Consider the following 14,296-nt stretch of genomic DNA (forward strand, 5'->3'; position numbering starts at 1 on the left):
CGAGCGTCGCAAAGATAGAATTAACACGCAGGCGAGGCCGCCCGGCGGGCTAGTCCTCACTTGGCTCACTGTTTTCTACCTCATTATGCACGGCCTGCTGCAGCGCCTGCCACAGTATCTGGGCCGTGCGCTCCCAGGTAAAGCGGGCGGCGTTGGCCAGGCCCGCGGCCCGTAGGCGCGCGCGCAAAGGCTCATCGTGGGCGAGTTGATGCAGACCGGCGGCAATGGCCGCCGGCTGGGCCGGGTCGCACAGAATGGCAGCGGCCGGGCCACCAGCCGCCTCGGGCAATGAGGAAACACTGGAAGTGAGTACGGGGCATCCGCTAGCCTGCGCTTCTACCACTGGCAACCCAAAGCCTTCAAAGAAAGGAACATACACGGTGGCCAGTGCTGCCGCGTAGAGGTTGGCTAAATCGGCCTCGCTCACGCGGCCGGTAAATTCTATAGCGGCCTGCACGGCGGGCGGTAGACTACGAAATACCTCAAACACCGGCCCGGCTTTCCAGGCCGTGCGGCCCACCAGCAGCAGGCGCACCGGGCCTACCGCGGCGCCGCCTTCGGCCTTAAACTGAGCGAAGGCCCGCAGTAGGTTGCGCAGGTTTTTGCGCGGCTGCAAGGCCCCTACAAACAGAAAATAGGGCTGGCCGTGACTGAAGCGCTGGCGAGTGGCCGTCTGCACTGCGGCAGGCTGCGGCGCAAAGTGCCGGGCCGGGGCATTGTGGGCTATTAATATGTTAGCGGCGGCTAGCCCATATTGCTGCGCAATATCCTGCCGGGTAGCGTCCGACACGGCCACGAGCCGGGCAGCCGCGCGGGCGAAGCGCGGCAAAAAATAGGCGTAGTAGCGAGCCATCAGCCGACCAACATCTCGGGGCCGGTGTAAGTAAGCCAAGTCGTGCATCACTACTACCCGCGGCACAGTGGTGCCTAGCACCGTGAAGCCTTCGGGCGAAAGCAGTACCGCCGGGCGGTGGCGCCGCAGCCACTGGGCCACCGCGCCTTCATACCAGGCTATCATCAGCAGCGGGTGGCGGGCCGGGGGCAGCAGCACGTGCGGCACCACATTGGGGCCTAGCAGGTAGCGCGGGTCGTAGGCGCGGTCAAAAAGGAAATGAAACGTACACTCGGGCTGCTGCTGCACCAGGCAGCGCAGGGCCTCGAAGGTGTAGCGCCCTAGTCCTTCGAGGTGGCCGCCGGGCAACAAAAAGCGGGTCGTGACGGCAATGTGCATGAGCCAGAATAAGAGCGCTGGGCGTAAAATGTCGGGCACTACTACAAGCCCACCAGCTCTTTCCAAACCCCAAAACTAGGGCCGCCGGGCCAACTACTGCGCGTTCCCGTCAACGGCCGGGCTAGCTGGGGCCGGCCGGTGGCGGGGGCGCAATTGGCGCAATTCGCGCAGCTGCACCAGCCCGGTGAGCGGCAGCAGCCCGGCAAAAAACACGCTCAGCAGGCCTGCCTCCAGCCACCACGGCAGGGCTAGCTGGGTGCGGGCCAGGTACCAGGCCCCGCACAGCAGCCCGAAAGCCAGCGCCAGCCGCGCCAGCAGGTGCCACGGCACGGCAATGCGCATGCGCTGCGCCACGAGCCAGACGTAGCCGCCCGACACCAGCACCCCGCTTATGAGGGTGTTGAGGGCGGCGGCCACGGCGCCGAAGCGCGGCAGCAGCAGCAGGTTGAGGGTAAGGTTGAGGCCAATGCTGAAGGCCACCAGCCAGCTCACGGGCTGCTGATGGCGCGTGCCCGTGAGCAGGGTGCTGTAGATGGCAAAGAACGCATTAACCAGCACGTTCAAAAATAAAATCTTAAGACACAGCACCATGTGGGCTAGCTCGGGCCCGGTGCTATGGCCAAACTGCCAGAAGAGCACTTCGCCCCGAAACAGTACGAACGCCACCACGAGCAGCAGCGGCACAGCCACCACGCGCTGGCCTACCCACAGCAGGCGCCGCAGCTCGCGGGGCCGGGAGGCCATGTGGGCAAAGCGGGCAAAGAACAAGGGGAGCACCGTCCAAGCATACATCATAACGGCGTCGAGCCAGCGATAGGCTCCGGCGTAGTAGCCTGCCTCGCGGGCCGAAGAAAGCCGCTCGAGCAGCACCATATCAACGCGCTCGTTGATACCGTAGAGCAGGGCAATGAAGGCAAATGGCAGGCTGCCGCGCAGCAGCTGCCGCGCCGACCGCCGCCGGGGCCAGCGGTGCGGCAGCCGCCCAAACAGCCGCCGCAGCAACCCCAGAAACAGCGCCGCTGTGAAGCCAGCTGCCACCAGTCGCGCCCCTACGTAGGTACTCAGGCTGAGCTGCTTGCCTAGCAGCAGGCCGGCCACCAGGGCCAGGGCCATCAGCTTTTCGAGCACCGAAAGCAGCGCATCGGTATTGAAATGCTGGCGGGCCTGCACCGGCGCTCTCAAAAACTGCCCGTACTGCGTGAGCAGCAGCCCCGCGCCTACCGCCGCCAGCAGGCCGAGCTGCCCGCCGCGGTAGCCGAGCACCCACCCCAGCGCCAGCAGCACCAGCAGCGAGCCCACCGTGAGCAGCCCACGCAATGGCAGCAGCGTCGGAAACTGCCGGTCGGCGAAGGTGGGCTTGGCGGCCAGGCGCTGCACCGTAAACTGCGTGAGGCCCAGGTCGGCAAAGGTGGCGACCACTACGGCCAGGGCCGAGCAAGCCGCAATCAACCCAAACACGCTGTGGCCCAGTTGGTCTTGCACGCTATTCTCGAGCAGGACCCAGCCGGGCTTCACCAGTAGGTTGAGGGCCACGGCTAGGCTAACGGTACTGAGAAAGCGTTTGGTGCGCAAAAGAGACTAGCCGATGATGAAGGCACAAAGATAAAGCCGCTGCCAGGGCAGCCAGCCGTTTATCTTTGCCAGCTGCTGCCGGGTGCCTGCGCGTCAGGGCAGCGTCTTTTTACGTGCGTATGGTGCACCCCTCCCCCTCTCCTTTTTCGTCTGCTACCCTGTGGGTTATTTTTCGGCGCTGGCAATATCAGCTGGCGGTGGCCTTGACTCTTACGGCCGTGGTGAGCGCGGGCATTGCCTGGACCATGCCCAATATTTATAGCTCGACGGCTATTTTCCTGCCCGCGTCGCCCCAAAGCAGCGACCCCGACCGCCTGGCCAGTGGCCTGCGGCTGGGCGTAGATGGCACTTCGGCCGACCTCGACCGGGTCCTCACCATTGGGCAGTCGCTGCCGCTGGCCGAGCGCATGATTCGGCAGTTTCACCTCTATGAGCACTATAAAGCGGGCCAGCCGGGTACCGATGCGGCCGACAACTACGTGCTCAATGAGTTTGCCAGCAATCTCAGCATTGTGCACAATGAGCGCGATGCTATTGAGCTGACCTTTGAAGACCGCGACCGGCAGCTGGCGGCCAACGTGGCCAACGCCCTGATGGCGGCCATCGACTCGGCTACCCAGCAGCTAACCCTCGAAAACCGGCGCAATGTGCTCGAAATCTACCGCCAGCGCTCGGCCCGGCTAGGGGCCAGCTATGCTTCTACCCGCCGCCAGCTGCTGGCGGCCCGCCGCCACTACGGGGTATTTGGCCTCGAAGAGCAAAGCCGGTACCTGGCCAAGGCTATTATCGATACGGAGAAAGAGCTGCGCCTGGCCGAGGCGGGCGGCCCCGGCAACGTGGCGGGCCTGCGCCGCGCCTTGCGCGGCCTCACCCAGACCGAGGCCGCGGGCGGCAACATCATCAACCTGGAAGGCTGGACGCAGGGTGCCGATTCGGTGGCTTTTCTGGTAGCACGCCTCACCGACCTGCGCACGCGCTACGCGGTATCGCAAGCGGCTTTTGAGCAGGCCGAAACGGCGCTCCGCGGCCGGGTATCTTCGCTCTACCTTATCCAAAAGGCCTACCCGGCCACCCACAAAAGCAAGCCCTTCCGGCTGGCCATTGTAGTAGGCTCGGTGCTGCTGGTACTGGCCCTGTCGGTTTTCCTGATAGTGCTGCTTGAGCTGCGCCGGTCTGAGAGGCAGCCGCCGGTGAGCGCCTAGCGTTTCTACTCCTGTTTTGTCAGCCATGCGCCACCTATTGCTTCGCCTGCGGCCCGCCGATGCCAGCCAGCAGCTATTTGTAGGGTTTGTGGCGCTGCTGCTGCTAGGGGGGGTACTGGCGGCCCGGCAGCAGCAGCCGGCGCTGCTGCTGCCAGCGCTGGCCGTGCCGGCGCTGGTGCTGGCCCTCACGCGTTGGCAGTGGCTATACTATGGGCTATTTCTGACGCTACCGTTCTCGCACGAGTTTGGGTTGACGGGCGGACTCAGGATGGACGTGCCTTCCGAGCCGCTGCTGCTTTCGCTGCTGGTTTGTGTGCCGCTGGCGCTGCTGTTAGGCCCCGGTGGGGTGCGCCAGCTTGCCCCGCACGAGTGGCGCCACCCGCTGCTGGTGCTGCCCCTGCTGCTGCTGGCCTGGGCGGCACTCGACACGTATTTTTCGGTCGATAAAATCAAGTCAATCAAGTATCTACTAGCCAAGTGCTGGTACCTTATACCGCTGCTGCTAGGGTCGCTGCTAGTGCTGCGGCGCCCGGCCGACTTCTGGCGGCTGGCCGCCTGCTACGTGAGCGGCGCGGTGCTGAGCCTGGCATGGGTGTTGCCCCGCCAGGCCAGCGTCCATTTTAGTCTTGCCAAAATCAACTGGCCCATCCAGCCTTTTTATACCAACCACGTTATTTACGCCACTACGCTGGCACTGCTGCTGCCGCTGGCGGGGGGGCTAGCGGCGCAGGCGCCCACCCGGGCCCGCCGCCGGCTATGGCTGGGCACCAGCCTGCTGCTGCTGTTTGGGCTGATTATGTCGTATACGCGGGCCTCGTGGCTGTCGCTCCCCGTGGCCGGCCTGGTTTATTGGGTAATGCGGCTGCGGCTCACGCGCCTGCTGCTGCTAGGAGTGGCCGTGGCTGTGGCGGGAGCCACTGCTTACTTTGTGCATAATGAGAACTTTATGCGCTTCCGGCCCGACTACGAGAAGACTATCTGGCACGGCGACAACCTGGCGGCGCACCTGCAATCGACCTACAAGCTGCGGGATGTATCGGGCATGGAGCGGGTCTACCGCTGGGTGGCCGCCGCCCGCATGATAGCCGATAAGCCCCTTACCGGGAGCGGCCCCTCTACCTTTAACCCCACCTATAAGCGCTACACAGTATCGGGTTTTCGCACCTATGTAAGTGCCAACCACGAGGGCTCGACCGTGCACAATTATTTCCTGATGCAGCTGGCCGAGCAGGGCATACCCGCGTTTCTGCTCTTTTGCAGCCTGGTGGCTACGGCGTTGCTCACGGCCGAGCGCCTCTACCATGCCACGCGCCCCTACCCCGAGTTGCACCGGGTGGTGCTGGCAGCAAGCCTGTCGTTTATTATTATCCTCACCCATTTGCTTCTCAACGAATTGGTAGAAACCGATAAAATTGGCTCTATCTTTTTCGTTTCCCTGGCCGTGCTCATCCGCAGCGGCACGTGGCTGGAGGAGAAAGTGCCGAAGGGCTCAGGACCAGCATGCTAAATTTTCCATTCGTCACGCTAGTCCTGAGCCCTTCGGGAGGGCTACTTCACCCGCAGGCTGAGCATGGTTACGTCGTCGGCAAAGCGCTCGCCGGTGGCGTTGAAGTCGCGGATGCAGGCTAGCAGCTCCTGGTGCAGGCGCGGCAGCGACAGGTAGCGATTGCGCGCCAAGGTGCGCAGCACGCCGACGTCGCCAAACTCCTGGTGCTGCTCGTTGAAGACCTCGGTGAGGCCATCGGTATAGATAAACAAGAGCGAGTGGGGCGGCATAGCCGCTAGCCCTACTTTGAAGTGCGGCAGCTCGGGCATGATGCCCAGCATCACGGTGCCATCGTGCAGAGGCTGCGCGGGGCCGGTGTCGGGCAGCAGCAGCGGGTCGTTGTGGCCGGCGTTCACGTATTCGAGCACCTGGGTGCGGCGGTCGTAGAGGGCCAGAAAGGCGGTAATAAACTTCTCGCCACCCGAATTACGGAAAATCAAGTAGTTAAGCTCACGCACTATCGTAGGCAAGTCGACCCCCTGGCGCAGCAGCATACGCAGCCCAGCCTGAAAATTCGACATCAGTAGGGACGCTGGCACGCCTTTGCCGCTCACGTCGGCCACGCACACCAGCAGGCGGTGCGCGTCAATCTCCACTACGTCGTAGTAGTCACCCCCAATCTCGGTGTGCGGCTGGTAGGTGGCATGCAGCACGTAATGGGCCGTGTTGGGCAGATACTGCGGAAACAGCAGCTGCTGTACCTGCTGGGCAATCTCGATTTCGCGGCGGGTGGCAGCTTCGCTCATCAGCAGCATCTGGCGCTGGCGGGCCAGGCGCAGGTTGGCCACGGCCCCGAGCAGAATATTGCTCAGCGTTTCCAGAAACGACAGCGCCTCGGTGCTGGCATAATCGCCCTGCATGGTGCCCACAAATACCAGCGCCTGCACGTTATCCAGCTGGCGCACCGGCACCATCAGCTCGAAGCTTTCCCAGGCGTCGCCCAGGCCCAGCTCTTGCACCAGGCAGGTGGGCTGATGGCACCAGCCAGCTACTTCGGCAGGCAAAAAGTGTGAGTCGGCGGCCAGCGAGGTTCCAAAATTCACCTTGAGCCGATAAGCGCCCTCATCGAGCACGTAGAGGGCTAGCCGGCGCACACCGAGCTGCCCAATAAGCGTGAACTGGTAAATCTTGTACAGGTCTGCCTCGGCCGAATCGTGGGTGATGGCCTGCGTAACTTCCAGTAGCGCACCCAGTTCCCGCTCCTTCAAAAACAGGCGCTTTTCGAGGCTGGCGACTGACGCAGTGTGAGGGAGCATTGGCAGAGAGAAAGCCGGCGGCTTGTAAGCCGGGCAGCGATGAAAGTAATTGAGAAGCTATTGCAATAATACGGCCAGCCGCCTAAGCAGCTGCTTTCGCATTTAAGTAAGCTGAGTTTTAGGGTCAAACGCGTCGCGCAGGCCATTGCCCAGCACGTTAAAACTCAACACTAACAGACTGATGGCCAGGCCCGGCAGCAGCGTTAGCCACAGGCCGGCCTCGGTGCCCAGCAGGTCGTAGCCTTCTTTCACCATCAGGCCCCAGCTAGGGGCAGGCGGCTGCACGCCCAGGCCCAGAAAGCTCAGGCCGGCTTCGAGCAAGATGGCGGCGGCAAAATTGCTGGTAGCCAACACAATGAGTGGCCCGCGCAGATTGGGCAATAAGTGCACAAAAATGAGCCGGCTGGTGGGCAGCCCTAGCACCCGCCCGGCCTCAATAAACGTGGCCGAGCGCAGCCCCAGCACCTGCCCGCGCACTACCCGCGCCACATCGACCCACATCGTGAGGCCCACGGCTACAAAGCTGACCCACACGCCTTTGCTATCGAGGGCCAGCGAAATACCAATGACCAGCATAATGCCCGGAATACTCCACACGACGGTCATCAGCCCCAGCAGCAGGCTATCGACCCAGCCGCCAAAATAGCCGGCCACGGCCCCCACCGCCACGCCAATAACGAGCGAGATAAGCACTGCTACCAGCCCAATGCCCAGCGAGATACGCGTGCCCAGCAGCAGCCGGCTCAGCTCGTCGCGCCCAGCTTTGTCGGTGCCTAGCCAGTAGCGACGGGTTATGGTGTTGCCGGTTGTTGCGGGCCGCTGGCTCGTTGAAATGACTTCGTCTTTCACCTGAGGCGGGCGGCCGTGCAGCCACACTTGCAAGGCATTGCCAGGCGAGTCGGCATTGGGGTCGGGCACCTGGCGAAGGCTGGCCACGAAGCCGGGCGGCTGCTTTTGCAGCTGCACCAGGCCATTGTTGGCGTTGGGCGAGTTATCGGGCAGTATCCAGTAGCCCAGCAGCGCCACTAGCGCGCACAGCCCGATAAAGACCAGCCCGGCCAGGGCGGGCCGGTTGGCCCACAGGCGCTGGCGCACGTAGTAGCCGGGCGTGCGCGCCGGGGGCGGCACGACCACGGCCGTATCGGGGGCGGCGGGCAGGCTATCGGGCAAGGTAGGCGCGGCAGCCACGGCTAGCGGGTATTGTGCTGAAGCAAGCCCTCTTTGGAGGCGAGGTAGCTGGCATCCTGGCCCAGGGCGCCAAATGAGGTAGGCTCATAGGCCAGCTCGGTGTCGGGGTCGGGCCAGTAGTAGCGTACCAGGCCGCGCTCGAGCAGACCGCCGAGCAGGGCTAGCAGCTCGGGCGCGGGCAACCCGGTTTTTTCGCGCAGCACCCGGAAAGGCGTTACGAAATATAATTCGTCTAAGAGGTCAAATTCAGCGTCGTTCATGGCTGGCAAAAGTAGTAGCGCGGACTTTGTAGTCCGCGCCGGGAGTGGCCGAAACGCGGACTACAAAATCCGCGCTACTGCACCCGGCGCACCCGCAGGTAGTCGAGCATGGCTTGGTTCACGGCGCCGTTCATGTTGGTATTGGCCGTTTCGTAGGTGAGGCTGAGTACGTTTTTGCCCTTCGCCAGACGCACCAGGATGGGGTTTGAAAAGCCCCAGTTGCTCCATTCATCTACCCCACGCTGGGGCAGCACCACGGTGCCTAGCAGCTTATTCTGCCCATCGCGCAGCGTGCGGATGGCGCACTTGTTATTGGTGTTGATGGGCCCATTGCCGTTGGCGTAGCGAAAGTCGAGGGCATAAAGCCCAGCTTCGGGCACCTGCACCGGAATGGTCAGGTCGGTATTCTTTGTGACACTGACTTCTACGAAACCTTTGCCGCTAAAGCCCTTGTAGGCGTAGGTAGCGGCCGGGGCCACCGTTTCGAGCTGCACCTCAGTGGCGGGCGGCCCTACCGGCAGCGGCTCGCTGGCGAACGATTCCAGACCCTTATTGTCGATGGCGATGACCTGGTACTCAGCGAAGCCACCGGCCGGCACGGCGTAGGTAGTGGCACCGCTGGCATTCACGGGCTGGCCGTTTTTGAGCACCCGATAGGTTTGGGCATCCTTGATGGCGGGCCAGCTGAGCTGGTTGCCCGCTAGGGTCACCTGCGGCGTTTCGGGGCTGAAGAGGTTAGCCACGAGGTTAGCCACGCGGTTGGCCGTAGCGGTAGCCGGCGCCCGGCTTTTGAGGATGATGCGCAAAGCGTGCACGCCACTGAGGCTAGCGGGCACGGCGGCCCCGGCCAGGGGCTTGCCGTCGAGCTTAATTTCTTGTATCTCATTGCCATAGCCCAGCATCTCGATATTGAGCACGGCGCGGCGATACTTGAAGTTCAAGAGCTTGCGCTCGCCCTGCAAGGCCTGCGGCACAAAGGGCCGAAATACCAGCCGGTCGGTTTCATAGTGCATGCCAAACAGCACTTTATACACCAGGCCCAGGCTGCCCGACAAACTCCAGAGCATGTTGCTGGAGTTAATCTGGGTGCCGGCAAAGTCGCCGTTGCCGGCCACAAAATTCTCTTTGTTGGTCAAGAACAGCGCGGCCGGCCGATACACGGCGGCGATGCTTTCCATGAGGGAGGCTTCATTGCCAGACTTGGCGGCCGCTAGGGCCCAAAAGCTCTGCACAAAGGGCCACACCGCATCGTTGTGGTAGGGCGGAATACCCGGAATCTGCGGGTAGATGCACGAAATACCGAACGGCACCGTGGGCGTTTTTTCCACCACCGTGCGGGCCCGGCTAGGGTCGGCTACGTCGAATAACACGCTAAGAGCCTCCCCCAGCGCTTCGGCCCGGGGCGACACCACCGGGAACACCCGGCCGTAGCGGTACTGGCCGTAGTAGCCGGCCTTGTCGAGCCACAGGTGCTGGTTGATGGCCTGCTTAATGGTGGCCGCGGTCTGCTCGTGGGTGCTGGCTACCGCCGTTTGGCCAAGCTCGTGGGCCATGAGGGCCAGCACGGTATTGGCCTGGAAATGAACGGCATTGGTGCCCAGGTTTTCGCTCTGGTAAATATCAACCGGCTGCATCCAGCGTGGGTAGGTTTCCTCACGCCAGTCCAGAAACGACGACTCGCCACGCACCAAGCCAGTAGCCGGGTCGTAGGCATTCTGGGCGTCTTCTTCGAGGGACTTTTTAACGACCGGGTACACTTTGCGCAGCCAAGCCTGGTCGCCGGTCACCTTGTAGATTTCCCAGGCCGCCACAGCCCAGATAACGCGGTCGGTAGAACAGGGGTAGGCCCCGCCGGTGCCCGTATCCTGAATAATGCGACCCTCGGGGCTCACCTTGCGCAGCAGGCTTTTCATGGCCGACTTGGGCTGCAACGTAGCCTGGGCCAGAATGATAGAGTAGCTGATGTCGCGCGTCCACACGCCGGCCCACTCCTTGCCGGTGCGGAAGGTGCTGTCGGGCTCCACGGCGCGGCGGGCTTCTTCCAGGGCCAGGTTGTAGAGCGCGTCGGCTAGGGGGTAATCGGAGGTATACTGCGGAAAATCGTCGGTATTAATGGTTTTCTTCCACTGCTGGGCGGTGGTTTTGGCGGCCTCGGGCTGGTTTAGCGTCAGCGTCACCTCATAGATGCCGTCGCCATCGGGGTCGTGCATTTCCAGGTCGGGCTTGTTCACGAGGTTGTCAAAATCCCAGCTCAGCGGGGCCGGCGTGCCCGCCACCAGCACCTTCTTAAAGTCTTGCTTATAAATCTTTTCGCCCTTGAAGGTGGTGTAGTAGCCCTGCTTGGCGAAGGCATCGAGCACCGGCCGTAGGTCAACCCGAATCTTCACCTTCGTATTAGGTGCCAGGTACTGGCCGCTGGGCACGGGCCGGGTATCGACGTAGCGCTGGCCGAAGGGAATAACGGGCGTCTCGATAGCCGCGCCGGGCGTGGCGGGCAAGGCCAGAAACACATTGTCCTGGCCAGGCGGCAGCTCGTTGTCCTTGCCGTTGAGGCAGAACTTGAAGGTGATTTGCGGGTTCTGGGTTTCGTTGGCGGGGCTACGGTAGTTCGAGTGCAGCTCAGTGGCCGACACGGCGCGGGCGTGGTTCGGGCCCTGCACCACGCTGTCGCGGTACACGGTGTAGGCCTCGGAGTGCCAGATGGCGCCGGCCGGAGTAGCAGTGGCCGTCTGGCCGGTGCCGGACTTCGACTGGCAGCTGGCCAGCAGCAGGCCGCTAGCCAGCACGACCGCACTCAACTCGTAGTAATTCATTTTGAATGGCTTATTAATGTATAAAGCAAACTTCGTCTGTCATTGCGAGCGCAACGCGGCAATCTTTCCTTCACGCCAGGGATACTACTCCAACAACAAGGAAAGATTGCTTCGCAAGCTCGCAATGACAGACGAAGTATTGCTTGCCTGTTCAAGCTAGCCCACCTGCATGCCTACGGCCGCCAGGGCCCGCCAGAAGCTGGGGTACGACTTGCGCACCACCAGCGGCTCGTGCACCAGCAGCGGCCCGCGCATGGCTAGGGGTGCAAAAGCCATGGCCATGCGGTGGTCGTCGTAGGTATCAACAGCTTGACCATCAACGTGAAAATTAGCCGATTGCACTTCAAACACTCCCGGCGCCACCTCGGGCATATCGGCGCCGAATTTGCGCAGTTCCTGCTGAATGGCCGCAATGCGGTCAGTTTCCTTGATGCGCAGGCTGTCGAGGCCGGTGAGGCGGCGCGGGCGGCCTAGTGCGGCGGCTACTACGGCCACCGTCTGGGCCAGGTCGGGGCAGTCGGAGAAATTGGTGGTAGGGGCATCCACCGGCGGCGGTGCCAGCGGCCTCTGCGTGAGGCTAGCGCCGCTGCCATCGGCCCGGAACTCAGTAACCACCCCTAGCGGCTGCATGATAATCTGGATAACGTGGTCGCCCTGCCACGACTTTTCGCGCAGGCCCGGCAGCAACAGGCTTGACCCAGCCGGCGCCAGGGCCAGCAGCGCATACCAGTAGCTGGCCGCCGACCAATCGCTCTCCACCGTGTAGTCGGCCGGGCGGTAGCCGCCGGGCTGCACCTCAATCACATCGCGCCCTACTTCGGTGGCGGCAGCGCCGAAGTGCTGCATCAGCTTGAGCGTCATTTTGATATAAGGCCGCGAGCCTACCTCGCCGGTGAGGCGCAGGCGCAGGCCGCCGGGCAGCATGGGCCCTACCATCAGCAGGGCCGAAATGTACTGGCTGCTCACATCGCCGCGCACCGCCAGCTCGGCCAGCTGGCCCGCCGGCGCCGCCACCGGCTGGCCGCCAAAGCGCAGCGGTGGGTAGCCTTCCTGCTCTACGTACTCGATGCTGGCCCCTAGTGCGCGCAGGGCATCGACCAAGATGGCAATGGGGCGCTGCTTCATGCGGGCCGCGCCGGTGAGGGTACCGCGCCAGCCGGTCACGGCCAGGTAGGCCGTCATGAAGCGCATCACGGTGCCGGCGTCTTCGGCGTCGAGGTGGTCGGTGCTGGCGGCCTGGGCTAGCAGGCGCTGCATCAGTACGGTATCGTTGGCTTCGGAGAGGTTGCTGAGGGTGCCGCCGCCAGCCAGGCGTTGGAGCAGTAGGGCGCGGTTGGCCTCGCTCTTAGAGGCGGGCAGATGGGCGGTGCCGGTGAGCGGGCCGCCCGGCCAGCGCAGAGATTGATTGGTCATGTCAAGATGCAGAAAAACAGAATATTACTCCGTTTTACTTGGTTAAATAAGCGCGCAGCGAGTCTTCTATGTCGGCCACTGTCACGGCCTGGTCAAAAATGCCGTGGCCAATGCCTTGTAATAGAGTGCACTTGATGACGTCGCCCTGGTTTTTTTTGTCGTGCCGGGCGTAGGCCGCTATTTCGCCAATTTCATTTTCAGCAAAGCCTAGCGGCTCAAAGGCGGCAGCTACTACCTCGCGCACCTGGGTCAGCTCTGCGGCCGAGAGCAAGCCGCGCTGGGCGGCGAGCCAGCTCTCGCACACCAGGCCCGCCGCCACGGCTTCGCCGTGGCGCACGGCGCGGCCGGGCTGGGCCAGCAGGTAGCTTTCGAGGGCGTGGCCCACGGTATGGCCGAAGTTGAGCAGCTTGCGCGGCCCGCTCTCGTGCGGGTCCTGGGCCACAATCTGCCCTTTAATAGCCACCGAGTGGCGAATGATGGGCGTCCAGTCGGGCACGGCTGCCACGGCTAGCCCCCGCAAATCGGCAAAAGCCGCCGCATCGGCAATGAGCGCGTGCTTGATGACCTCAGCGTAGCCCGAGCGCAGCTCGCCGGCCGGCAGCGTACTCAGAAAAGCGGGCTCCATAAACACCGCTTCCGGCTCCTGAAACACGCCGATATGGTTTTTAAAGCCCTGAAAGTCAACACCAGTCTTGCCGCCTACTGCCGCATCTACCTGGGCTAGCAGCGTAGTAGGCACCCCGATGCAGCGCAGCCCGCGCTTGTAGGTAGCCGCGCAAAAGCCGCCCAGGTCGGTAACCACGCCGCCGCCCAGGCATACTAGCAGCGCGTGGCGGTCGGCTTCGTGCTGAGTCAGCCAGTGCCATACTTCTGTGCAGGTAGCCAGCGTTTTATGCTCCTCCCCGGCCGCGATGGTTAGCAGTTCGTGGGCGGGCAGATACGCCGCCAGGCGTGGGTAGCAGTCGCGGGCGGTGTTGGCATCGGCCAGCACAAAGAGGCGGCTCGGTGGGGCTATTCGCAGGCGCTCGGCTAGGGCGGGCAGGGCCTCGGGGCCGATGATAGGCGGGGTACTCAATGGCAAAGCGGGGAAGTAACGCGGGTGCAAATAAACGGCGGGCCAGCCCATGCTAATTCGCCAGAGCATGCAACGCTTCTCCGGCGCGGCGCCTCCCTGGTAGTATCCGCCCTCTTCTTTCCACGTCGCGATGCGAAAACTACTACTCTATGGCTTGCTGCTGAGCGCGGCGCAACTGGCCACTGGCTGCCAGCAGGATGTCGACATCGGGCCAGCTAGCTACGACGAGTTGGCGCTGGCCGCCGGCCATTGGGAATGGGACCAGTCGACGCTGGGCTGGGCCGGCAACCGCAGCCCCGCCACCGAGGGCTACACGCGCCAGTTGGTATTCGGCGCGGGTGGAAAGCTATTGCTGCGGCGCCGAGGCCAGCCCGACTACCACACTACGTACCAGCTTTCGATGGGCACGCTGCCGCGCTGCGGTATGGGGCCGGCTAGCCTACCTATCATCACCTATTCGACCCAAGAAGAGAAGCTGCCCAACAACGAGCGCAGGACTTACACCATCGAGCAGCGCAACAGCCAGCAGGTGCTACGCATCGTCGGCGAGGATGCGTGCGTGGATGGCGGCGCCATCGAAACCTACCACTGGGTGGCCGATTAGCCGATTATTTACGTAGCCTTACCCCGCTATGAAGAAGCTTTTTCCCTGCTGCTCGCCGCTAGCCTCGCCGGCTGCAAGCACGCTGCCGACTCGCCCAGCCCCGACCCCGGCACCCTGGCGGGCTCCTGGCGGCTTA

At 63.2% G+C, this 14,296-nt stretch carries 11 protein-coding genes; 3 read left to right on the forward strand and 8 right to left on the reverse strand.

The features are described 5' to 3' along the window. Positions 1 to 49: 49 nt before the first annotated feature. Positions 50 to 1,231: a glycosyltransferase family 4 protein gene (locus J4D99_RS18050; RefSeq protein WP_208133142.1), complete on the reverse strand. Its 1,182-nt coding sequence runs from the start codon at positions 1,229 to 1,231 to the stop codon at positions 50 to 52. A 93-nt stretch (positions 1,232 to 1,324) separates the two neighbouring features. Beyond that, positions 1,325 to 2,803, reverse strand: a complete 1,479-nt coding sequence (locus tag J4D99_RS18055) for an oligosaccharide flippase family protein (protein WP_208133143.1) — start codon at positions 2,801 to 2,803, stop codon at positions 1,325 to 1,327. Between the two features lie 119 nt (positions 2,804 to 2,922). On the opposite strand from J4D99_RS18055, the gene J4D99_RS18060 reads away from it, so the two are divergent. After that, complete coding sequence (locus J4D99_RS18060; RefSeq protein WP_208133144.1) at positions 2,923 to 4,005, forward strand: GumC domain-containing protein; 1,083 nt, start codon at positions 2,923 to 2,925, stop codon at positions 4,003 to 4,005. Between the two features lie 25 nt (positions 4,006 to 4,030). Further along, positions 4,031 to 5,512, forward strand: a complete 1,482-nt coding sequence (locus tag J4D99_RS18065) for an O-antigen ligase family protein (protein WP_208133145.1) — start codon at positions 4,031 to 4,033, stop codon at positions 5,510 to 5,512. Between the two features lie 41 nt (positions 5,513 to 5,553). Here J4D99_RS18065 and J4D99_RS18070 read toward each other — a convergent pair whose 3' ends face one another. The 6 genes from J4D99_RS18070 to aroB all read right to left on the reverse strand — a co-directional run bounded on the left by J4D99_RS18070 (position 5,554) and on the right by aroB (position 13,556). Continuing rightward, on the reverse strand, positions 5,554 to 6,807 hold the full coding sequence (locus J4D99_RS18070; RefSeq protein ID WP_208133146.1) for a PP2C family protein-serine/threonine phosphatase: 1,254 nt from the start codon (positions 6,805 to 6,807) through the stop codon (positions 5,554 to 5,556). A gap of 102 nt (positions 6,808 to 6,909) precedes the next feature. After that, on the reverse strand, positions 6,910 to 7,995 hold the full coding sequence (locus tag J4D99_RS18075) for an ABC transporter permease (RefSeq protein WP_309509635.1): 1,086 nt from the start codon (positions 7,993 to 7,995) through the stop codon (positions 6,910 to 6,912). 2 nt (positions 7,996 to 7,997) lie between these two features. Then, positions 7,998 to 8,255, reverse strand: a complete 258-nt coding sequence (locus tag J4D99_RS18080) for a hypothetical protein (RefSeq protein WP_208133147.1) — start codon at positions 8,253 to 8,255, stop codon at positions 7,998 to 8,000. Between the two features lie 74 nt (positions 8,256 to 8,329). Then, on the reverse strand, positions 8,330 to 11,068 hold the full coding sequence (locus J4D99_RS18085; protein WP_208133148.1) for an alpha-L-rhamnosidase-related protein: 2,739 nt from the start codon (positions 11,066 to 11,068) through the stop codon (positions 8,330 to 8,332). 156 nt (positions 11,069 to 11,224) lie between these two features. Continuing rightward, positions 11,225 to 12,481: a 3-phosphoshikimate 1-carboxyvinyltransferase gene (locus J4D99_RS18090; protein WP_208133149.1), complete on the reverse strand. Its 1,257-nt coding sequence runs from the start codon at positions 12,479 to 12,481 to the stop codon at positions 11,225 to 11,227. Positions 12,482 to 12,515: 34 nt separating this feature from the next. Continuing rightward, positions 12,516 to 13,556, reverse strand: a complete 1,041-nt coding sequence (gene aroB / locus J4D99_RS18095; RefSeq protein ID WP_208133150.1) for a 3-dehydroquinate synthase — start codon at positions 13,554 to 13,556, stop codon at positions 12,516 to 12,518. Between the two features lie 130 nt (positions 13,557 to 13,686). Between aroB and J4D99_RS18100 the strand changes: the two genes are divergently transcribed. Beyond that, positions 13,687 to 14,160 carry a hypothetical protein gene (locus tag J4D99_RS18100; protein ID WP_208133151.1) on the forward strand — a complete coding sequence of 158 codons (474 nt, stop codon included), beginning with the start codon at positions 13,687 to 13,689 and terminating at the stop codon, positions 14,158 to 14,160. Positions 14,161 to 14,296: the final 136 nt, after the last annotated feature.

This window comes from Hymenobacter sp. BT559, assembly GCF_017571525.1.
Taxonomy (GTDB): Bacteria; Bacteroidota; Bacteroidia; order Cytophagales; family Hymenobacteraceae; genus Hymenobacter; species Hymenobacter ginsengisoli.

Excerpts from the sequence above, each read along its gene's own strand:
- J4D99_RS18100 (WP_208133151.1), top strand. The coding sequence starts at position 13,687 with ATGCGAAAACTACTACTCTATGGCTTGCTGCTGAGCGCGGCGCAACTG.
- J4D99_RS18070 (WP_208133146.1), bottom strand. The coding sequence starts at position 6,807 with ATGCTCCCTCACACTGCGTCAGTCGCCAGCCTCGAAAAGCGCCTGTTT.
- J4D99_RS18065 (WP_208133145.1), top strand. The coding sequence starts at position 4,031 with ATGCGCCACCTATTGCTTCGCCTGCGGCCCGCCGATGCCAGCCAGCAG.
- J4D99_RS18050 (WP_208133142.1), bottom strand. The coding sequence starts at position 1,231 with ATGCACATTGCCGTCACGACCCGCTTTTTGTTGCCCGGCGGCCACCTC.
- J4D99_RS18060 (WP_208133144.1), top strand. The coding sequence starts at position 2,923 with ATGGTGCACCCCTCCCCCTCTCCTTTTTCGTCTGCTACCCTGTGGGTT.
- J4D99_RS18080 (WP_208133147.1), bottom strand. The coding sequence starts at position 8,255 with ATGAACGACGCTGAATTTGACCTCTTAGACGAATTATATTTCGTAACG.
- J4D99_RS18090 (WP_208133149.1), bottom strand. The coding sequence starts at position 12,481 with ATGACCAATCAATCTCTGCGCTGGCCGGGCGGCCCGCTCACCGGCACC.
- J4D99_RS18085 (WP_208133148.1), bottom strand. The coding sequence starts at position 11,068 with ATGAATTACTACGAGTTGAGTGCGGTCGTGCTGGCTAGCGGCCTGCTG.